This is a genomic window from Clostridium lacusfryxellense, assembly GCF_018861735.1.
In the GTDB taxonomy this organism is placed as follows: domain Bacteria; phylum Bacillota; class Clostridia; order Clostridiales; family Clostridiaceae; genus Clostridium_AD; species Clostridium_AD lacusfryxellense.
The window spans coordinates 29,763-50,727 of the sequence record NZ_JAHLEB010000031.1 but is presented as its reverse complement, the minus strand read 5'-3'; the positions used below and the strand labels follow the sequence as shown (position 1 = coordinate 50,727).

At 31.1% G+C, this 20,965-nt stretch carries 19 protein-coding genes; 17 read left to right on the top strand and 2 right to left on the bottom strand.

Features of this window, described 5'->3' with window-relative positions; all coding sequences use genetic code 11:
* Nucleotides 1-79: 79 nt before the first annotated feature.
* Complete coding sequence (locus KPL55_RS16370; RefSeq protein ID WP_216307817.1) at nt 80-1,696, top strand: ABC-F family ATP-binding cassette domain-containing protein; 1,617 nt, start codon at nt 80-82, stop codon at nt 1,694-1,696.
* A 48-nt stretch (nt 1,697-1,744) separates the two neighbouring features.
* On the opposite strand, the gene KPL55_RS16365 is transcribed toward KPL55_RS16370, so the two are convergent.
* Nucleotides 1,745-1,975: a ground-like protein gene (locus KPL55_RS16365; RefSeq protein WP_216307816.1), complete on the bottom strand. Its 231-nt coding sequence runs from the start codon at nt 1,973-1,975 to the stop codon at nt 1,745-1,747.
* A 329-nt stretch (nt 1,976-2,304) separates the two neighbouring features.
* Here KPL55_RS16365 and KPL55_RS16360 point away from each other — a divergent pair, with 329 nt between their 5' ends.
* The 15 genes from KPL55_RS16360 (at nt 2,305) to KPL55_RS16290 (ending at nt 19,286) form a co-directional block, all read left to right on the top strand.
* Nucleotides 2,305-3,012 carry a hypothetical protein gene (locus KPL55_RS16360; protein ID WP_216307815.1) on the top strand — a complete coding sequence of 236 codons (708 nt, stop codon included), beginning with the start codon at nt 2,305-2,307 and terminating at the stop codon, nt 3,010-3,012.
* Nucleotides 3,013-3,102: 90 nt separating this feature from the next.
* Nucleotides 3,103-3,369, top strand: coding sequence for a metal-sensing transcriptional repressor (locus KPL55_RS16355; RefSeq protein WP_216307814.1), 267 nt, complete (start codon nt 3,103-3,105; stop codon nt 3,367-3,369).
* Between the two features lie 30 nt (nt 3,370-3,399).
* Complete coding sequence (locus tag KPL55_RS16350) at nt 3,400-5,856, top strand: heavy metal translocating P-type ATPase (protein ID WP_216307813.1); 2,457 nt, start codon at nt 3,400-3,402, stop codon at nt 5,854-5,856.
* 49 nt (nt 5,857-5,905) lie between these two features.
* Nucleotides 5,906-6,067 carry a YvrJ family protein gene (locus KPL55_RS16345; RefSeq protein ID WP_216307812.1) on the top strand — a complete coding sequence of 54 codons (162 nt, stop codon included), beginning with the start codon at nt 5,906-5,908 and terminating at the stop codon, nt 6,065-6,067.
* A gap of 280 nt (nt 6,068-6,347) precedes the next feature.
* The gene (locus KPL55_RS16340; RefSeq protein WP_216307811.1) at nt 6,348-6,755 is read left to right on the top strand and encodes a DUF6465 family protein; all 408 of its coding nucleotides are present in this window, start codon (nt 6,348-6,350) and stop codon (nt 6,753-6,755) included.
* 188 nt (nt 6,756-6,943) lie between these two features.
* Nucleotides 6,944-8,020 carry a M24 family metallopeptidase gene (locus tag KPL55_RS16335; RefSeq protein ID WP_216307810.1) on the top strand — a complete coding sequence of 359 codons (1,077 nt, stop codon included), beginning with the start codon at nt 6,944-6,946 and terminating at the stop codon, nt 8,018-8,020.
* 183 nt (nt 8,021-8,203) lie between these two features.
* Nucleotides 8,204-8,773 carry a DUF6241 domain-containing protein gene (locus tag KPL55_RS16330; protein ID WP_216307809.1) on the top strand — a complete coding sequence of 190 codons (570 nt, stop codon included), beginning with the start codon at nt 8,204-8,206 and terminating at the stop codon, nt 8,771-8,773.
* Between the two features lie 254 nt (nt 8,774-9,027).
* The gene (locus tag KPL55_RS16325) at nt 9,028-9,894 is read left to right on the top strand and encodes a deoxyribonuclease IV (protein ID WP_216307808.1); all 867 of its coding nucleotides are present in this window, start codon (nt 9,028-9,030) and stop codon (nt 9,892-9,894) included.
* 257 nt (nt 9,895-10,151) lie between these two features.
* Entirely contained in the window at nt 10,152-11,138 is a 987-nt protein-coding gene (locus KPL55_RS16320) for a LacI family DNA-binding transcriptional regulator (RefSeq protein ID WP_246599565.1), read from the top strand.
* 297 nt (nt 11,139-11,435) lie between these two features.
* Nucleotides 11,436-12,386, top strand: a complete 951-nt coding sequence (locus KPL55_RS16315) for an ABC transporter permease (protein ID WP_216307806.1) — start codon at nt 11,436-11,438, stop codon at nt 12,384-12,386.
* Nucleotides 12,387-12,410: 24 nt separating this feature from the next.
* A complete protein-coding gene (locus tag KPL55_RS16310; RefSeq protein WP_216307805.1) occupies nt 12,411-13,298 on the top strand; it encodes a carbohydrate ABC transporter permease in 888 nt (295 codons plus the stop codon).
* 145 nt (nt 13,299-13,443) lie between these two features.
* Nucleotides 13,444-15,072 (top strand): extracellular solute-binding protein, encoded by a 1,629-nt coding sequence (locus KPL55_RS16305; protein WP_216307804.1) that lies wholly within the window; start codon nt 13,444-13,446, stop codon nt 15,070-15,072.
* Between the two features lie 152 nt (nt 15,073-15,224).
* The gene (locus KPL55_RS16300; protein WP_216307803.1) at nt 15,225-16,712 is read left to right on the top strand and encodes a glycoside hydrolase family 32 protein; all 1,488 of its coding nucleotides are present in this window, start codon (nt 15,225-15,227) and stop codon (nt 16,710-16,712) included.
* A 21-nt stretch (nt 16,713-16,733) separates the two neighbouring features.
* A complete protein-coding gene (locus KPL55_RS16295) occupies nt 16,734-17,696 on the top strand; it encodes a carbohydrate kinase family protein (protein WP_216307802.1) in 963 nt (320 codons plus the stop codon).
* Nucleotides 17,697-17,807: 111 nt separating this feature from the next.
* Nucleotides 17,808-19,286 carry a leucine-rich repeat domain-containing protein gene (locus tag KPL55_RS16290; protein WP_216307801.1) on the top strand — a complete coding sequence of 493 codons (1,479 nt, stop codon included), beginning with the start codon at nt 17,808-17,810 and terminating at the stop codon, nt 19,284-19,286.
* Nucleotides 19,287-19,336: 50 nt separating this feature from the next.
* Here the strand turns inward: KPL55_RS16290 and KPL55_RS16285 are convergent, their stop codons facing one another.
* Complete coding sequence (locus tag KPL55_RS16285) at nt 19,337-19,981, bottom strand: MtnX-like HAD-IB family phosphatase (protein WP_216307800.1); 645 nt, start codon at nt 19,979-19,981, stop codon at nt 19,337-19,339.
* A gap of 287 nt (nt 19,982-20,268) precedes the next feature.
* On the opposite strand from KPL55_RS16285, the gene KPL55_RS16280 reads away from it, so the two are divergent.
* The gene (locus tag KPL55_RS16280; protein ID WP_216307799.1) at nt 20,269-20,961 is read left to right on the top strand and encodes an iron-sulfur cluster assembly scaffold protein; all 693 of its coding nucleotides are present in this window, start codon (nt 20,269-20,271) and stop codon (nt 20,959-20,961) included.
* The last annotated feature ends 4 nt before the right edge of the window (nt 20,962-20,965 follow it).

Genomic DNA, 20,965 nt, shown 5'->3' with positions numbered 1-20,965 from the left:
GCTACATTCAGTATGGTATAATGGATGAGTGGTTTCCACTAGATGAAATTACTTAGTATATGGAGGTATTTATAAATATATGATTAGTTCAAACAATATAAGTTTAAGATATGGTGCACGTAAATTATTTGATAATGTTAATATAAAGTTTATGCCCGGTAATTGTTATGGATTAATTGGCGCTAACGGCGCTGGTAAATCAACATTTCTTAAAATATTATCAGGTGAAATTGAAGCAAATACAGGAGAAGTTTTTATAACCCCTGGAGAAAGACTAGCAGTACTTAAGCAAGATCATTTCGAATTTGATGAAAATCAAGTTCTTGAAACAGTAATGATGGGTCATGTAAGACTGTTTGAAATAATGAAAGAAAAAGATGATTTATATGCAAAACCAGATTTTACAGATGAAGATGGTATGAGAGCTTCAGAACTAGAAGGCGAATTTGCAGAACTTAATGGATGGGAAGCTGAATCTGAGGCATCAACACTACTTATGGGACTTGGAATAACTGAAGAGCTTCAAAATAAAAAAATGAAGGAACTTACAGGATCAGAAAAAGTTAAAGTGCTTCTCGCTCAAACTTTATTTGGAAAACCTGATATTCTATTACTAGATGAGCCTACAAATAATTTAGATATTAAATCTAAAAATTGGCTTGAAAGTTTCTTGCTAAACTTTGAGTCAACAGTTATTGTTGTTTCCCATGACAGACATTTTTTAAATAAAATATGTACTCATGTTGCAGATATAGATTTTAGCAAAATTCAATTATTTGTTGGAAATTATGATTTTTGGTATGAATCTAGTCAGCTAGCTCTTCAAATGGCTAAAGATCAAAATAAGAAAAAAGAAGAGAAGATTGCAGAACTTCAAAACTTTATTGCTAGATTTAGCTCTAATGCTTCAAAGGCAAAACAGGCTACTTCACGTAAAAAGCAATTAGATAAATTAACACTAGATGATATAAAACCATCTTCTCGTAAATATCCATTTGTCGGATTTAAGCCAGAAAGAGAAGCTGGAAATGATTTATTAACAGTTGATAGTCTAAATAAAACTATTGATGGTGTGAAAATTATTGATGATTTAACTTTTATAGTTACTAAGGGAGATAAAATTGCTTTCACAGGTGCAAATGAAATAGCTAAAACTACGTTATTTAAAATATTGATGGGTGAGATGGAGCCAGATAGTGGTGAGATTAAATGGGGAGTTACTACTTCAAAAGCCTACCTTCCAAAGGATAACACAGAATATTTTTATGGAGTAGAGGATACACTTGTTGATTGGCTTCGTCAATATTCAGATGATAAGGCTGAAAGCTTCATTAGAGGTTTTTTAGGCAGAATGCTTTTCTCAGGAGAAGAAGCGCTTAAAAAAGCTAGTGTATTATCTGGTGGAGAAAAAGTTAGATGTATGCTTTCTAAGATGATGCTTAGTAGTGCTAATGTACTAATTTTTGATGAGCCTACTAATCATTTAGACTTAGAGTCAATTACTGCTTTAAACAATGGATTAACTAGCTATACTGGAACAATGTTATTAACATCACATGATTCTCAGCTAATTGCAACTGTTGCAAATAGAATAATAGAAATTACTCCTAAGGGAATAATGGATAAACAAATGGGTTATGAAGAATTTATAGAAAATGATGAGATCCAAAAAGAACTAGACCTTATGTACAAATAAAAAAGAGGCGCTTCTAATAATATTATTAGAAGCGCCTTATTTAATTAATTAAAATAAGCCTCCGAAACCGCCGCCGCCGCATCCACGTCCACAACCACGACCTCCGCCAAAACCACCAACGCCTAATAGTAAAAGAATTATCCAGATACCACTTCCACCACCGCAACCGCCGAAACCGCCGCCAAATCCACTTCCACAGCTGTTTCCACAAGTAGGCTGACAACAACTAACAGGTTTACACCTAGGCTCACAACAACAATCTCTATGTCTATGACTCATATTAAGAACCTCCTTATTTGATAAGTAAAAGTTTAAAAGTACACTAAAAAAACTAAATAACAACTTTAGTGATAAATATACACTTTTACTTAAGTATCGGAGTTGGCTTGCAATATAAACACGATATATAAGTGATGAATTCCTTTTGCGTGCTAATTCAATTAAGTTGTATCTGTACTTTAATATATTCGATGATATTTTAAGTGTGAACACAGATTGAAGTAAAGTTTTAAAATAAATAAAAAAATATATATCTTCATACAATCTTCATAAGGTTTATTTATTATATAAGTAGATATTAAGAAACACATTCAGGGGGTTGTAATTATATGAAAAAAACTAAGAAGTTAGTAGCTATACTTTTGTCGTCTATATTAGTATTGTCATTTGCAGGATGTTCAAGAACGGTAACAGGAACTAAAGATGGTGATAATGCTCTTAAAGCTTTTAATGTTATTGTTAAGACATATCCTAATAATAAAGGATTCCATAAGGCACTACAGCATTGGGGATTTAAACTTCCCACTGGAGAAAAATTTGAGTGGACTAAGGATACATCAGCAAATAAGGCGGATTTTGCTATGGTAATGCTTGCGGATCCACTTATAAAGGCTGGAGTAGATGTAAGCAAATTAGATAAAAATGAGTGGTTATATGAACCAGCAGCGAAAGAAGATGGAGTAGATTTACCTAATCGTTTAATTAAAATCTACAACGTAAGTGACAAAAAAGAAGTCTCAAATGGTTCAGAAGATGCACTAAGAAGACTTTTAAAGCAAGATAAAAAGTTAGTTGCATATATTAAAGATGAGAAGCATTATATGATAATGCTTGGAGATGGTTATGCAGTACACTTTGCAGAGGTTTTAGGAGCGACAGAGGAGGATATGGAATTTGCACTTAAGGCGGAACCGCTAATTAAAGCAGGGTTAGATGTTAAAAAACTTGAAGGTTCTGGGTTTAAATTAGAGAAAGCTGGAAAAGATAATATGGAAAGTAAATATGATCAAATAGTTAAAAGGTTTAAATTAAAATAGCAAATTGAACTCTCTTGCATTATACACTTTTAAGTGTATAATGTAATTATAGGACACCCCCCCCTTGGGGGGTAATAGGGAGACGATTATATGAATGTAGAAAAGGTTAAAGCCTTACAAGCATTAAAAACCTCTAAAGGACAAATTGAGGGAATTATAAAAATGATGGAAGACGAAAGGTATTGTGTTGATATATCTAACCAAATAATAGCAGCCCAGGCACTATTAAAAAAAGCGAACATGTTAATCTTAAAACAACATATGCACCACTGTGTTAAGGATGCTATAAAGAACGATAATGGAGAGGAAAAAATAGATGAGATTATAGATATTTTATCTAAGATAATGGATAAATAAATTTAATATCGAATTATAGGAGGGGAAATTATGACAACAAAGTCATTAAAAATAGAGGGCATGACTTGTACTGCTTGTTCTAAAGCGGTAGAAAGGGTTACTAAAAAATTGGATGGAGTAATTGAGTCAAGCGTAAATTTTGCTACAGAAAAGCTTACTATAAACTATGATGAAGCAAAAATTACTTTGCCAGATATACAAGTAGCTGTAGAAAAAGCAGGATATAAAGCAATAGTTGAATCAACGAACAAGACTTTTAAAATTGAAGGTATGTCTTGCTCTGCTTGTTCTAAAGCAATAGAAAGAGTTACTAAAAAGCTAGATGGAGTAATTGAGTCAAATGTAAATTATGCAACTGAAAAACTAACTATATCATATGAACCATCAAAGGTTAGAATATCAGATATAAAAAAAGCAGTAGAAAAAGCTGGATATAAAATTGTGATGGGTGAAACTACTGTGGATGTTGATAAAGATAGGAAAGAAAAAGAAATAAAACTATTGTGGAAGAAATTTATTATTTCTGTAACGTTCACAATTCCACTATTAATTATATCTATGGGACATATGGTAGCAGAAAAATTTGGCTACCATCTTCCAAGTTTTATAGATCCTATGAGTAGTCCTAAGTTTTTTGCAATAATGCAATTGATTTTAGTAGTGCCAGTTATGATTGCAGGTAATAGATTCTTTAGGGTGGGGTTTAAGTCGTTAGTTCGCCGAAGCCCGAATATGGATACATTAATTGCGATGGGTACCTCAGCAGCATTTTTGTATGGTATATTCGCTATAGTGCAGATTTTTGGTGGAGATGTGGATTATGCATATGACTTATACTTCGAGTCAGCAGCAGTTATAATAACTCTTATTACATTAGGTAAATATTTAGAGTCAGTCACAAAAGGAAAGACATCAGAGGCTATAAAGAAGCTTATGGGACTTGCTCCTAAAACAGCTATTATCATAAGGGACGGAAAAGAAGTAGAAATGCCTATAGAGGAAGTTGAAGTAGGTGACGTAATTGTAGTAAGGCCTGGAGAAAAAATGCCTGTAGACGGAGAAGTAGTTGAAGGAATTACAGCTGTAGATGAAGCTATGATAACGGGTGAGAGTATGCCAGTCGAAAAAACTATTGGTGATAAAATCATAGGAGCTAGCATTAATAAAAATGGATCAATTAAATACAAAGCAACAAGAGTTGGAAAAGATACAGCCTTGGCTCAAATTATAAAACTTGTAGAAGATGCTCAAGGATCTAAAGCTCCAATTGCAAAAATGGCTGACATAATCTCAGGATATTTTGTTCCAGTAGTTATGGGGCTTGCACTTATATCTAGCATAAGTTGGTATATGTCAGGAGAAACAGCAATTTTTGCTCTAACTATATTTATATCAGTTCTCGTAATTGCTTGTCCTTGTGCATTAGGCCTTGCAACTCCAACGGCAATAATGGTGGGTACTGGAAAAGGCGCAGAATATGGTGTTCTAATAAAGAGTGGAGTTGCATTAGAAACTGCTCATAAAATTAAAACAATAGTGTTTGATAAAACGGGAACTATAACAGAAGGCAAACCAAAAGTTACGGACATTATTGTTACAAACAGTGTAAGTGAGGAATATTTGCTTCAATTAGCAGCTTCAGCAGAAAAGGGATCTGAACATCCTCTAGGCGAAGCGATAGTAATAGATGCTAGTGAAAAGGAAATAGAATTAAAGACACCTGACTTTTTTAAAGCAATACCAGGGCATGGAATTGAAGTTAAAATCGATGGTAAAAATGTTTTACTTGGTAACAGAAAACTTATGACAGAAAGAGATATATCTTTAGAAAATTTAGAAGAAACTTCAAATGATTTAGCTAGGCAAGGGAAAACTCCAATGTATATAGCTATAGATGCTAAAATAGCAGGAATTATAGCTGTTGCTGATACTGTAAAAGAAAGTAGTAAAAAAGCTATTGAAAAACTTCATGAAATGGGTATTGAAGTAGCGATGATAACTGGGGATAATAAGATAACTGCAAAAGCTATAGCTGCGCAAGTAGGAATAGACAAGATTCTTGCAGAAGTTCTTCCTGAGGATAAAGCAAATGAAGTTAAAAAACTTCAAGCTGCAGGCAAGAAGGTCGCTATGGTAGGTGATGGTATAAACGATGCCCCAGCACTAGCACAGGCAGATATAGGCATAGCTATAGGTTCTGGTACAGATGTTGCAATTGAATCAGCAGACATAGTTCTTATGAGAAGTGATTTAAGGGACGTTGCAACTGCAATAGAGTTAAGTAAGAAGACAATAACAAATATTAAGCAAAATCTATTCTGGGCCTTTGGATATAATACATTAGGTATCCCAGTTGCTATGGGAATTTTATATGTATTTAATGGACCATTACTTAGCCCAATAATTGCGGCTACCGCTATGAGTTTTAGTTCAGTATCAGTATTATTAAATGCATTAAGATTAAAGGGATTTAAACCTGTTAAATAATTTGATTAAGCATATATATTATTTGTAATGGTGAGGGAGGTGGTGCAATATGTATGATGCACTTGTTAAACTGGTTAGTACAGTTGGCTTCCCTATAGGTGTGAGCATATATCTGCTAGTTAAATTTGAAAAGAAAATTGAGGATCTCAATAAATCAATTTCGTTTTTAACTACAGTTATATCCACTGTTATAGGAAAATATGAAAAATAAGGATGCCGATTGGTATTCTTATTTTTTTTATGAATAATTAACGGAAAAGAATAAATCTATATCAGTAATAAAGCATAATTATGTATTTAATAACAAATATAGTAATTTATTGTGTTTTGTGGTATAATATTATACATAATAAAAAACTAATATGAAGTTTTAGTTAATACTTATGTAATAACCTGATTATTTAAATAAAGTTTTATAAAAATGGATTTTGTAAAAAAAATATAATATAATTAGGAAACATGAAAAAATTTATAAACGGGGGGAAAATGATATGGAAAAGGATAATATCATAAATTCTGATAAAGAAGTAAAGAGTGAGGATGCAGAACAGGCAATAACAATGGTATCTGACGCTACAAAAGAAAATGTTGAAAAAACTCTTAATGTGGTAAAGGACATTGCTAAAAGTGTTAAAACAAAAACTGTAAAGGTGGCAACTGCTGCAAAAAAAACAATAACTAAAAAAACAATAGCTAAGAAAGTTAATGTTGGCTTTTATGTCCAATATCAGGGAAAAGAGGTTTCCAAAGCAACGTTACTCGAAAAAGTGTATGAAGAATGGATAAAAGATCATAAGAGTTCAGAGCTAAAAACATTAGATGTATACTTTAATGTTGATGAAGATACAGCTTATTGCTTGGTAAATGGAGATATTAAAGTAGATATTAAATTATCTTAGCACGATACTTCAAATTAATTAAGAAGGCTTTTGGCCTTTTTTTATTTTGGGAAGAAAATCATTATAATATCTTAAAATAGTGTACATTGTTAAATTTTTATGGTAGATTGAAGGAGAAAATAAGATAATATATCTATTTATATTATCGTTGTATTAAATAATTATAATATTTTTGGAGGGGATTTTTAATGTTACAGAAAAGACTTAACAAAGTTCTAAAGATCATGGAAGAGAAGAAAATACCCCAAATGATTGTTTCTGATAGCGCTGCTATATTCTATCTTACAGGAAAATGGATTTTATCTGGGGAGAGAATGCTTGTACTATATATTAATTTAGATGGACATAACAAATTAGTTATTAATGAGTTGTTTCCTATAAGTGAAGATTTAGGGGTAGAAAAAATATGGTATAACGATACTCAGAGTCCAGTGGAAATCCTTGCAAAAAACATAGATAAAGATAAGGCAATGGGGATAGATAAGAACTGGCCAGCTCATTTCTTAATAAAATTAATGAAGCTTAAAGGTGGAAGTTCTTTTGTTAATGGATCTGAAATTCTTGACAGAGTAAGAATGTGCAAGGATGAAGATGAAAAAGAACTAATGAGAATAGCTTCAGCACTAAATGACACTGCAGTGGATAAAATGATAAAACTTATTCCTAAAAAACATTCTGAAAAGAAAATGGGAAAGTTATTAGGTGATATATGGGAGAAAATAGGCGCAGAGGGACATTCATTTGATCCAATCATAGGTTATGGTGCAAATGCTGCTGACCCTCATCATGAAATGGATAACTCAATAGTTAAAGAAGGGGACAGCATAGTTATTGATATTGGATGCAAAAAAGATTCATATTGCTCGGATATGACTAGGACTGTTTTTTACAAAAGTGTATCAGATCACAGTAGAGAAGTTTATGAAATTGTAAAAGAAGCAAACAAAAGAGGAATTGAGAAAGTTAAAGCGGGAGTTAGATTTTGTGATATCGATGCTGCAGCTAGGGATTATATTACAGAGAAAGGTTATGGTAAATATTTCACTCATAGATTAGGACATTCAATAGGAATAGAAGTTCATGATTTTGGGGATGTTTCTTCAGCTAATACTGATAAGGTTCAGGTAGGACAAATTTTTTCTATAGAACCAGGAATTTACCTTCCAGGTGACGTAGGAGTTCGTATTGAAGATTTAGTAATAGTTACGCAGGATGGTTGTGAGGTCTTAAACCATTATACAAAAGATTTAATTATTGTAGAATAGTATAAAAAAATTAAAAGCGCCCCTTATTTAGAAAAACAAAAAAGCAATCTTAATATAGGTTGCTTTTTTTGTGCTCAAAAATCAATAAAAATAATGTGTAATTTTGAAACTATGTAAAATTAGTATATAATGTAGTAAATAGGACAAGTTACAATAAATTATAAACTTTAGGAGGATATATAAATGAGGAGATTAAGACTAAAAACTGTAATAATACCAATAGTTTTAATATGTGCAATAGTCGGTGGGGTTGCCTATTTTACTATTGTAAATAAAATTAAGAAAGAAAATGCACTACAGGTTATACAAATTAATAAACAAAAGGCTGATGATAAGAGAGCAGAGGATAAAAGAGTAGCTGATGCAAAAGCAATAGCTGAAGCAAAGGCAATAGCCGATGCCAAAGCAGAAGAAGATGCTAGGGTTAAGCAAGAGGCTAAGGTTAAAGAAGAGGCTGATTTGAAAGCGCAAGAGGTTGAGGAGCAGCGAGTTTATATTAAAATGCATGAAATGATTAATTCTAAAATAGTAGCAGAGGATGGACTTAAATATGGTGTGCAAGACATAACTCCTGCGGATTGCGACGAACTCTTAAAAATTGTAAAAGTTAATAATTATGCTGACAAGAATACATTAACAACATATTTAAACAGTTGGAAAAAGAATGACTTCTCAAATGGCGTTGCACAACATAATTACATATGGGATAAATTAGGTAGAGGAGAAGGTAAGGCTATTGGTTTAGCTAAATAAGGTGATTATTAAATTGAAACAATTTTACACAAAAGGTAGTAATTAAAAATAGAGAGGTTAAAAAGAAATATAAAAGGAAAGAATATATAAGAGTAATAGGTAAAATTATTGTTAATGATGTTAATGGAGAGTATGATATAAAGATACTAATAAAAATGCTGACAAATTTCTACGATTTGTCAGAAAATATAATGACATTATGGAAATTAACTTAAAGATAAAATGGGTTGGTAGACTCAATGGAGGTAGATTAAATGTTAGATAACATAGGGGTTAAGACACCTAGCAACCTAAAGATAGGTTGTCATTTATCAGTATCAAAAGGATATAAAGCTATGGGAGAGGATGCCCTTAGTATAGGCGCTAATACATTTCAGTTTTTTACTCGTAATCCTAGAGGAAGTAAAGCAAAGGAAATTGATCCAGAGGATGTTGCGCAACTACTCCAAATATTAAAAGAAAATAAATTCGCTACAATTCTAGCACATGCCCCATATACATTAAATGCTTGTTCAGCTGAAGCGAAAACAAGAGAATTTGCAGTGATGATAATGGAAGATGATTTACATAGAATGGAATTTTTCCCTAATAGTTTTTATAACTTCCATCCAGGTAGCCATGTAAAACAAGGCGTTGAGGTGGGAATAGAATACATTATAAATATGTTAAATTCTATACTAAAACCAGAACAAACTACCACAGTACTTCTTGAAACAATGTCAGGTAAAGGAACGGAAGTAGGTAGGACTTTTGAAGAATTAAAACAAATCCTAGATGGCGTAAAACTCAAGGGTAAAATGGGTGTATGCGTTGATACCTGTCACATATATGATGCTGGTTATGATATTGTTAATGATTTAGATGGAGTAATAGATGAGTTTGATAGAATTATTGGGCTTGATAAGTTATATGCTATTCACTTAAATGATAGCAAAAATCCATTTGCAAGTCATAAAGATCGCCATGAAACTATAGGTGAGGGTTCTATTGGACTCGAGGTAATCACTAAAATTATTAATCATCCTAAACTGCGGCACTTACCATTTTATTTAGAAACCCCAAATGAGCTGGAAGGGCATGCAAAGGAAATTAAGATATTGCGGGATGTTTATGTGGAATAATATGCTGGAGTTTTGGGTTAACTACATCAAATGAATTATATATATGGAAAAGAGTTAAAGAGGTGCAGAAGCACCTCTTTAACTTTTGTTATTAGATATATTGTGTTGGGCCCGATCTTAGATAAACTAAAACACGAAAAATTAATTATAAATTTATACAATTAATCTATTGACAATGTAATTAGTAGGTGCTAAGATTAAACGAGAAAGTGTGAATACGTATTCACGAGTTAGGAGGGGGATTAAAATTGATTACAATGAAGGACATAGCTGAAAAAGTAGGCGTATCTCAATCTACAGTTTCAAGAGTAATAAATGGTAGTTCTTCAGTAGCTCCTGAAATAAAGATGAAGGTGATGGAGTGTGTCAGAATACTTGATTATCATCCAAACGTTATTGCTCAAAGTTTAGTTGGCAATAAAACTTTACTTATAGGAGTTATAATTACTGATATATCAAATCCATTTTTTTCAGATATAATTAAGGCGGTTGAAGCAGAGGCTTCGAAATATGGATATAGTATTATTTTATGCAATACAGGTTGGAATGCTGAAAAAGAAAAAAATTATATAAGTATATTAAAAAGTTATAAAGTGGATGGAATATTAATAGTTCCAAGCGATGTTAGAGGTAAATATTTTAGAAGCTTAAAAAATAGTGAAATACCTATTGTTGTAATTACTCAAGATGTACCTGAATTTAGTTGCATTTCTATTTCTCATTATATATCTGGAGTAGAGGTAGCTAAACATTTAATAAATATGGGATATTCTAAATTTGTTTTTGATGGTGTTGAACATGATGAAAAGGCTAAAGGATTTAAACAAGAAATAATAGATTCTGGCTTTAATATTAATACAAATCTTTTTTTCACTAATGAGGAAAAATACGATTCACCTACAGCTAATTTAAAAGAATTTATAAGTAACAATTATAAATCCGAGAGAATTGGAATATTTGCATTTAATGATATAGAAGCATTAAAAGTATTACATCTTCTAAAGGAAATGAAAGTAAAGGTTCCTGAAAATGTAGGGTTGGTGGGTTTTGATAATACTTTTATAAGCAAAGAAACCAGCCCAACTATTAGCAGCGTTGCACAACCTATTGAAGAAATTGGTAGGCAAGCTATAGAAATATTAGTTGATAAAATATGTAAAAATAATAATATGGATCAAAAACATGTAGTATTAGAACCAAGGATTGTGGTTAGAGAATCAAGTGTAAAGTCAACAATGTATTAAATATGCAAAAAAGAGTATTAAATTCAATATAAATAATAAGTAGTAGGTATATAATAAAACGACTTATTATTATGATGTTTGTGAATACGTATTCTCATATTCTTTAAATATTCCTAATGGGTATTAACCTATTTAATTTAATAGATATAGTCTAATTTCATAAAGTTAAAATGGGTATAATATTTTATGAAAAAGTACTCAAAATACAAATAAAAAGGTGAGGTGAAAATATCAAGTAATAATATGGACCTGTAATTTAGTTATTGCTTATCAAAATTTGTGTTAAGGGGGAGTTCGATGTCTTTAATTAAACTCAATAATGTAAAAACAGTAAATAACCTAAAAACAGTTAATAATCTAAGGTATATGAAAGAAAATTATCAATTGTATCTTTTTATTCTTCCGGCACTTGTGCTTACAATTATTTTTAAATATGTACCTATGTATGGTGCTTTAATAGCTTTTAAGGATTTTAATGGGTTAAGGGGTATTATGGGAAGTCCATGGATTGGGCTAGAAAATTTCCAAAGATTTTTAAATACACCGGATTTCTGGCAATTGTTAATGAATACTCTAAAGTTAAGTATTTATGGATTAATATTTGGGTTTCCCATTCCAATTATCCTAGCACTTATGATTCATCGAATTAAAAGCGCAGGATTAAAGAAAAAAGTTCAACTCATTTTATACGCACCAAATTTTATTTCAGTTGTAGTTATTGTAGGTATGATTTTTATATTTCTATCTCCAATAGGCCCAATAAATCATTTAATAAATCTCTTGGGTGGAGAGAACATTTCATTTATGACAGAGCCTCGTTATTTTAGGTCAATTTACATTGTAAGTGGTATTTGGCAAGGTGCTGGATGGTCATCAATAGTGTATCTTGCTGCACTCTCAAATGTTGGACAAGATCTCATAGATGCTGCGGTTTTAGATGGAGCAAATATATTACAAGTGATTAAACATGTGGATTTGCCAACAATTAAACCTATTATGGTTATAACATTTATTTTAGCAGCAGGAAATATTATGAGTATTGGGTTTGAAAAGGCTTTTTTGATGCAAACATCCATGAATATTCCTTCTTCAGAAATTTTACCTACTTACGTTTACAAAATAGGAATGCAACTAGGAGACTATGGTTATTCAGCAGCAGTAGGATTATTTAATTCTGTAATTAATGTGATATTACTTTTAACTGTTAATGAAATAGTAAAAAGATTAAATGAAGGAGAAGGAATATAATGACAAAAGTATTGGAGGAGAGAAATGTTTAAAAAACAATCAAAATTAGACATATTTATATTGATTTCAAGTAATATACTGCTAGGCATACTGGTTATTGCTGTTTTGATACCTTTAATATATGTAATAATAGCATCTGTCACAGAGCCAACCTCACTAGTTAATAATGGAATAAGTTTAAATCCGACTAAATGGATGCTTGATGGTTATAAACGTGTGCTTAAAGATGGATCACTTTTGCTAGGTTTCAAAAACTCATTGGTTTATTCAGTTTTATTTGCTTTTATTTCAGTTGTTGTGACCTTATTGGTTGCTTACCCACTATCAAGAGCTGGATTTGTAGGTAAAAAGTTCATTATGTCGATCTTTGTTTTTACAATGTTTTTCGGCGGAGGACTTATACCAACTTATCTTCTAGTTAAAAATCTAAATATGTTGGATACTATGTGGTCAATTGTGTTACCAGGTGCTGTTAATGTATGGAATATTATACTTTGTAGGACTTATTTTCAAGGAATACCAAAGGAGTTAAGAGAGGCAGCTATAGTTGACGGTTCTTCTGATATACAGTATTTTTTCAAAATATTATTACCTCTTTGCAAACCTATAATAGCAGTGCTAGCTTTGTGGCAATTTGTTGCCCAATGGAACTCGTTTTTCGATGCAATGATGTACCTAAAAAGTGCAACTCTACAACCATTACAAATTATACTTAGATCAATTCTAGTTCAGATGCAGCCGAACCCTGGAATGATATCAGATACTGCGCAAGATACAGCCCAAAGGCAGCAGATATCTGAACTAGTAAAATATGCATGTATTGTGATTTCAAGTTTACCATTAATGTTAATGTATCCTTTCTTTCAAAAATATTTTGAAAAAGGAGTTTTGGTGGGATCTATTAAGGGATAACAGCAGGATTTTATATGTTAATAACTTCTTTTGTAATTTTTGTACTTAGAGTGAAGCAAGAGAAGTTTTTATAAAAGCTAATGATTTTTAAATTAGCAAAATCAATAATTGTAAAACAATGATATTAATTTTAGGGGGTTTTAAAATGAAAAAGACCAGAGCATTAGTAAGTATTTTATTAATTGTAAGTGTATTATCTACAGGGTGTGGTAGTAAAAATTCATCAGGTTCTGATACCAAAGCAAAAGGAATAAATTCATCAGCGAATTATGGACTTAAAGATGTGAAGTTTCCTTTAGAAAAAAAGGAGAATTTAAAATTTATTACTCAGAGTTCCCCACTTGCTCCGAAAAATCCTAACGACAAATTAATTTTCCAGAGGTTTGAGAAGGATACTAATGTTCACATTGATTGGACAAATTATACTAATGACCAATTTGCTGAAAAGAAAAATTTAGATATTGCTAGTGGAGACCTTCCAGATGCTATTTTTGATGCTGGAATGTCTGATTATGACCTTTTGAGGTATGGTAAACAAGGAATAATTGTTCCACTTGAAGATACAATCAATCAGTATATGCCAAACCTAAAAAAAATACTTGATTCACATCCAGACTATAAAAAAATAATAACAGCTCCAGATGGACATATCTATTCATTGCCGTGGATTGAGGAACTTGGAACAGGAAAAGAAGCAATTCAAGCTCTAGATGATATACCATGGATTAATAAGAAGTGGTTAGATGAATTAGGACTTAAAATGCCAACAACTACAGATGAATTAGAAAAAGTACTTATTGCTTTTAAAAATATGAAACTAGAGGTCAAGACTGATGTAATTCCAATGTCTTTTAGGGTTAACGGTGGTGGTGAAGACTGTTCAATGCTCCTAGGATCATTTGGATTAGGTGATAACTATGATCATTATGTAGTTACAGAAGATGGAAAGGTAGTTTATACATTAGCTCAGGATGGATATAAGACTGGAGTACAATGGCTTAACAAGTTACAAAAACAAGGGTTAATAGATAAAGAAGCATTTACTCAAGATTATAATACTTATGCTGCAAAAGGTAAAAATAATCGTTATGGATTATATTTTACTTGGGATAAAGCAAATATTTCAGGAAATAATGAAGACTATGTTGCTATGCCTCCATTAAAAGGACCAGATGGAACAGTAAATGTAGCCCGAACTAATGGTATCGGTTTTGATAAAGGTAGAATGGTATTTTCAAGTTCAAATCAGAATATCGAGTTAACAGCTAAGTGGGCTGATAAGTGTTATGAAACAGTTCAATCAGTTCAAAATAATTGGGGTACTTATGGGGACACAAAGCAAGGCAATATTTTTAAACTTACAAGTGAGAAAACTTTAAAACACTTACCACTTGGAACTAATACACCTGTTGGACTAAGATCAATGACAAATACAGGTGGGCCTTTAGCTATATTGAATGAATATTATGGTAAATTTACTACAATGCCAGATGATGCAGCTTGGAGACTAGATATTTTGCATAAGACATATGTACCAGCAATGAAAGCTACTAATAATTATCCTCCAGTGTTCATGAGTGAAGAAGACCAAACTCAATTAACACAACTTGAAACAGCTGTAAAAACGTATTCAGAAAGAATGAAAGCTGAATGGATATTAAAAGGCGGAGCTGAAAGCCAATGGGATAATTATCTAAAAGAATTAGAGAAAAATGGTCTTTCTAAGCTAATTGCAATAAAGCAGAAATATTATGATGTAGTTTACAAAAAATAAAAATGTTATAGATATATCTATTTAAACTAAAAACGAGTAAGTATATAAATTTCTTTTAAAATATACTTACCCGTTTTTTAAAGGTATAAAAGCATATTAAATATATAAAATTTTTATTGCAGTGAGAAAAATAAATAATTAGGGGCGTCGACATGATTTTAGTTGCAAACAAAGAACAAAATATGAAAAAACAAGAAATAACATCAATAGAAAAATATCGCCCAGTGTATCATTACACGCCAAAGAAAAATTGGATGAATGATCCAAATGGAATGGTATATTACGATGGTGAGTATCATTTATGCTATCAGCATGATAGTAATGATATAATTTTTAGTGATATGTCCTGGGGGCATGCAATTTCAACTGACCTTGTTCAATGGGAAGAATGTGCGAAAGCGATAGTTCCAGATAACGATGGGTTAGGGATGATATTTTCTGGAAGTGCAGTGGTTGATAAAAATAATTGCGCTGGTTTTGGGGTAAATACTTTGGTAGCATTCTATACTAGTACTAAGCCAAGGCAGCAGCAGAGTATGGCATATAGCATAGATAGAGGAAGAACATGGATAAAATATATAGAAAATCCAATTATTAAAAATGAGGAGTGGGATAGCATTCCAGATGATTTTAGAGATCCAAAAGTAATATGGCATAAAGATAGTCAAAAATGGATTATGTCGCTAGCAGTAAAAGATCATATAGAATTTTGGTCATCCTGCAATTTAAAAGATTGGACAAAAGACAGTGAGTTTGGACAAGGGGTAGGATCTCATGGTGGTGTTTGGGAATGTCCTGACTTTATTGAACTATCTGTAGATAATGATCAAACCAATAAAAAATGGGTTTTATTAGTTAGTATCAATCCTGGTGGTCCAAATGGAGGTTCAGCAACCCAGTATTTTGTAGGTGAATTTAAGGATGTAGATGGTCAAATGACTTATATAAGTAGTCAAAAGGATGAAAAATGGATTGATTATGGGACTGATAACTATGCTGGAGTTACATGGTCCAATGTAGAAAATAAAGCAATAGCTATTGGATGGATGAGTAATTGGGATTATGCAGATAAGGTACCAACTAATAATTGGAGAGGTGCAATGACTATTCCAAGAGAACTTGAACTTAAAAACATTGAAGGTGAAATTTCAATTACCAGTAAGCCTGCATTCGCTTTGAAACAAATAATAGGAGCAGCAATTGCTACAATAGACGATGCTAGCATTAATAGTAATATTAATGTGGGGGAAGAATTATCATCTAGTAGAATAAAAGTTAAAATGGATATTTGTGATATAAAGGATGTTGGAATAGAGATAGGAAATAGTAAAGGTGAACATGTTAAAATTGGCTACAATAAGTTAGATACATATTTTTATGTTGATAGAAGCAACTCTGGAGAAAATAGTTTCAAATCAGGATTTGCTAAACTTCACAAGGCAAAAACAAATAGAAATCTGGAAAGCTTGGATATGGAAATATTTATAGATAAATCTTCAGTAGAAGTGTTTTTTAATAATGGGGAAAGAGTAATGACCGAGATTATTTTTCCAACAGAAGATTTTAATATGGTGAAAATATTCTGTGATAATAAGATAGAAATTAGAGAATTCGATATAAAAAGAATTAGCCTGATTTAATTTAAGAAAAGGGGTGGAGATATGTCCAATATATTTACTATAGGAGAAGCATTGATTGATTTTATCCCTGAGCAAAAGGGGGTTGGACTTAAAGATGTTGTCTCATTTGAAAAGGCTGCAGGAGGTGCTCCTGCCAATGTTGCGGCTTGTGCTGCAATACTAGGCGCACAAAGTTACTTTATCGGTAAATTAGGACGAGATGCTTTTGGTGACTTTCTTGTAGATGTTTTGCGAAATGTGGGAGTTAATACTGGTTATATTCAAAGAACGGATAAGGCAAATACTGCTCTTGCATTTGTTTCACTAAGTGAAAATGGAGATAGAGATTTTTCCTTTTACCGTAGTCCTAGCGCTGATATGCTTTTGGATGAAAAAGAGATAAATAGTAAGTGGTTTAACTTAGGTGATATTCTTCATTTTTGTTCGGTAAGCCTTATTGATGCTCCAGTTAGAAAAGCTCATATTGCAGCTATTAAAGCTGTAAAAGAGGTAGGTGGTATAATATCATTTGATCCAAATATCAGATTGCCATTATGGAAAGATCATAATGAATATAAGAAGGTAATTTGTGATTTTATTGAATACGCAGACATATTAAAAATTAGTGAAGATGAAATTGAGTTTATTACTGGAGAAAAGGATGAAGCATTAGCAATTGAATGGCTTTTATCCTTCAAAATAAAAATACTTATTATTACCAGAGGGCATAATGGAGTTAGTGCTTATTATAATAATCAGGTGATGAGAGTTCCAGGATATAGTGTGAGTGTTGTGGATACTACAGGTGCAGGTGATGCTTTTATTGGATCATTTATTTATAAGATATCAACAAGTAATCACGGCATTAGCTGTATTACTAATGAAAATATGAAAGAAATATTATCTTTTTCAAATGCAGTTGCAGCACTAACAACAACACGAAAGGGTGCAATAAATGCAATACCTTCTAGGGAAGTTGTTGAGAAATTTAGAACTAAATTTTAAATAAATATAGATTATAAAGAAATTAATAAAAAATCCTTCCTACAAGCATTAATTTGATAGATTAAGCAAAAGATATAGTATAAGTTTGCTGTAATCGTAGGAGGGATATATTTGAATAAAAATTATATATTAAAAGCAATAATACTATTTTCTTTTATTATCTTTTGTCCGTATAGAGAAGTCTTTGGAAAAGATATAACATCAGATGTAAGAGGTAATCAAAGTTATAACACTAGCCAACAAGACATAAGTGTAATTAAATTTAAAGATAATAATCTAGAAATAGGAATAAGAAAAAAATTAAATAAACCTAAAGGTGACATTACAAAAGGTGATTTAGGTAATATAGTAGAACTAACGTTAAATCATAAGTATATTTCTTCTTTGGATGGAATCCAGTATTTAACGAATCTTAAAAAATTAGATTTAGCATTCAATAAAATCAGTGACATAAGTCCTTTGAGTTCATTAACTAATATAGTGAATTTAAATTTAGGATATAACCAAATTGAGAATATTAGCATTCTAAGCAATTTAATAGATTTACAAGAATTAAATTTGCAAAGTAACAAGATAAGCAATATAAGTGCATTAAAAAATCTTATAAATTTAAAAATATTAAGTTTATATTATAATAATCTAACAGATTTGAATCCTTTAAGTGGGTTAATCAATTTAGTTGACCTCGATTTATATCTAAATAAAATAGAGGACATTAAACCCCTAAGACCTTTGGTGAATTTGACTAAACTATCACTAGGAATGAATAAGATAACAAACGTGGATTCCTTAAAAGGCCTAACAAAATTAAAAATATTAGAACTAGATGAAAACAAAATTATTGATATTAGCCCATTAAGTAAATTAACAAAGTTAAATGATTTATATTTGTATGGAAATAAAATAAAAGATGTTTATCCGTTAAAAGCACTGACAAATCTAATAAATTTGGAATTATCAAATAATGAAATTATTAATATTAAAGGATTAGGAAAACTTATAAATTTGAAAACTCTGAGTTTGGATAATAATAAAATAAATAGTCTTAAAGGGTTAGGTTCTGCAATAAATTTAGAAAGTATAAGAGTAGCATATAATGAAATTTCTACTATAGAGGATTTAAGCCTACTTAAGAAATTGAATTCTTTAAATTTAGGAAATAATAAAATAGTTGATGTAAAACCACTAAGATTATTATATAAGTTAAAATCATTAGATATTTCACATAATAAAATAAATGATATAAGTTCATTAAGAGAGTTACCTGAATTAACTTTAACAAACATCGAATTTTCTGGAAATCCATTGCCAAAATATGTTTTCATGGATAAACTTAATGAAAAATATACTTTGAGCACTCTATCACCGTATATTGAATCTGCTATAAAACAATATTATGGTGAATATAGATTATACATGAATGAAGGGATTTTAAGCATTCAACAGGTAGATGGGGATTATAAGCTTAAGATAAGAGTTGTAACATTTGTCGGACCTCATAACCCACCATATGGAATAGAAACCATAACGATAACGCAAGATATTTCGGGAATAAAAGTTGAAGATTTTAAACATGAAGATGAAAAATAAACAAACAGCCATAAAAACATCTTATGGCTGTTTGTTTTGATAACTATTAATTATAAGTATGTTTTTACTTTATCCCAAAGTTCTGAAAAGTCTTCGAATTGTATAAAATCTTTTTTTGCTTCTTTAAGAAGAGCTATTAATTTATCTTTGGCAAAAACCACATCTGACACTAAAGCAGGTTTAAGGTCCGGACCACTATCTCCAGCATAGAATATTTTTTTATAATTAACTTTTAGCTTTTCAACTACAATTAATTTATCTATGCCAGAAAGATTTGAATAAAATTCATTATGTTCATCTAAATCAAGATGAATTCCATTATCTTTAAAAACACCCTTATTTGAGTAAACATCAACTCCTTGTATATTATTCTCTTCAAGTACCTTATCTATGTAATAAGTGCTTCCTGCACTAATAATAATAAAATCTCCACCGGCAGCTTTAACCTGATCAATAAAAGTTTTAGCGTGAGGGTCAAAGGATATACTTAAAACATCCTCAAGAAGCTCAGATTCACTTCTATGAACATTACTAAAAATATAACCTAAATATTCTATATCTTGTATTTCTCCATTTTTCCATGAATTAAAAATAGGCACAAGTTCTTCTTTATAATATGTTTCAGACAATATTTTATAAAAATCTTTTTTTGTAAGAGTACCATCAAAATCAGATATAAATGCAAAATCTTTCATTATATTAATCTCCTCGTTGGTTTATTATAGATTTAGTTTGTGTAACTTTATGAATAGTATAACAAAAATATAGATATATGTAATGTTTTATTAGTAACATTTAAATAAGCTTTAATCTTAACATTTACACAAACGATTATTTTAAGTTATATTGCTATTGATAAGTTTGCATATGTTTGATAAAATAGATTTGAAGATGTATTTCAATTATTGACCCAGTGGGATTTTTTAGTACCCACTAAATATAAAACTCAAATTACAATCTACATAAGGAAGGAGATAATATTATGATTTATACAACAGAAGTTTCAGAAATGATGTGTGTTGCTAAAGGACCTAATCATGGTTCAGCACCAATTCCTGAAGAAGGAAAATGGGTACAAAGTAAAGAAATTAAAGATATCTCAGGTTTAACACACGGAATTGGTTGGTGTGCTCCTCAACAAGGTGCCTGTAAACTTACATTAAACGTTAAAGAGGGAATAATACAAGAAGCATTAGTTGAGGTAATAGGATGCTCAGGTAGTACTCACTCAGCAGCTATGGCTTCAGAAATACTTCCAGGAAAAACTATACTAGAAGCATTAAACACAGATTTAGTTTGTGATGCAATAAACACAGCTATGAGAGAGTTATTCCTTCAAATAGTATACGGAAGAACTCAAACTGCATTCTCAGAAGGTGGACTACCTATCGGCGCTGGACTTGAAGATTTAGGAAAAGGCCTTAGAAGTCAAGTTGGAACAATGTACGGATCACTTGCTAAGGGACCAAGATACTTAGAAATGGCTGAGGGTTATGTATCTAATATAGCACTTGATGAAAACAACGAAATAATAGGTTACAAATTTGTTCAACTTGGAAAAATGATGGATAGCATAAAAAAGGGTATGGATGCTAATGAAGCTATGGAAAAAGCTACTGGAACTTATGGTAGATTTGCAGAAGCAACAACAGTAATCGACCCAAGACATAAATAATATA

Excerpts from the sequence above, each read along its gene's own strand:
- KPL55_RS16305 (WP_216307804.1), top strand. The coding sequence starts at position 13,444 with ATGAAAAAGACCAGAGCATTAGTAAGTATTTTATTAATTGTAAGTGTA.
- KPL55_RS16355 (WP_216307814.1), top strand. The coding sequence starts at position 3,103 with ATGAATGTAGAAAAGGTTAAAGCCTTACAAGCATTAAAAACCTCTAAA.
- KPL55_RS16300 (WP_216307803.1), top strand. The coding sequence starts at position 15,225 with ATGATTTTAGTTGCAAACAAAGAACAAAATATGAAAAAACAAGAAATA.
- KPL55_RS16335 (WP_216307810.1), top strand. The coding sequence starts at position 6,944 with ATGTTACAGAAAAGACTTAACAAAGTTCTAAAGATCATGGAAGAGAAG.
- KPL55_RS16345 (WP_216307812.1), top strand. The coding sequence starts at position 5,906 with ATGTATGATGCACTTGTTAAACTGGTTAGTACAGTTGGCTTCCCTATA.
- KPL55_RS16320 (WP_246599565.1), top strand. The coding sequence starts at position 10,152 with ATGAAGGACATAGCTGAAAAAGTAGGCGTATCTCAATCTACAGTTTCA.
- KPL55_RS16280 (WP_216307799.1), top strand. The coding sequence starts at position 20,269 with ATGATTTATACAACAGAAGTTTCAGAAATGATGTGTGTTGCTAAAGGA.
- KPL55_RS16310 (WP_216307805.1), top strand. The coding sequence starts at position 12,411 with ATGTTTAAAAAACAATCAAAATTAGACATATTTATATTGATTTCAAGT.
- KPL55_RS16285 (WP_216307800.1), bottom strand. The coding sequence starts at position 19,981 with ATGAAAGATTTTGCATTTATATCTGATTTTGATGGTACTCTTACAAAA.
- KPL55_RS16350 (WP_216307813.1), top strand. The coding sequence starts at position 3,400 with ATGACAACAAAGTCATTAAAAATAGAGGGCATGACTTGTACTGCTTGT.
- KPL55_RS16360 (WP_216307815.1), top strand. The coding sequence starts at position 2,305 with ATGAAAAAAACTAAGAAGTTAGTAGCTATACTTTTGTCGTCTATATTA.
- KPL55_RS16365 (WP_216307816.1), bottom strand. The coding sequence starts at position 1,975 with ATGAGTCATAGACATAGAGATTGTTGTTGTGAGCCTAGGTGTAAACCT.
- KPL55_RS16295 (WP_216307802.1), top strand. The coding sequence starts at position 16,734 with ATGTCCAATATATTTACTATAGGAGAAGCATTGATTGATTTTATCCCT.
- KPL55_RS16340 (WP_216307811.1), top strand. The coding sequence starts at position 6,348 with ATGGAAAAGGATAATATCATAAATTCTGATAAAGAAGTAAAGAGTGAG.
- KPL55_RS16325 (WP_216307808.1), top strand. The coding sequence starts at position 9,028 with ATGTTAGATAACATAGGGGTTAAGACACCTAGCAACCTAAAGATAGGT.
- KPL55_RS16370 (WP_216307817.1), top strand. The coding sequence starts at position 80 with ATGATTAGTTCAAACAATATAAGTTTAAGATATGGTGCACGTAAATTA.
- KPL55_RS16315 (WP_216307806.1), top strand. The coding sequence starts at position 11,436 with ATGTCTTTAATTAAACTCAATAATGTAAAAACAGTAAATAACCTAAAA.
- KPL55_RS16330 (WP_216307809.1), top strand. The coding sequence starts at position 8,204 with ATGAGGAGATTAAGACTAAAAACTGTAATAATACCAATAGTTTTAATA.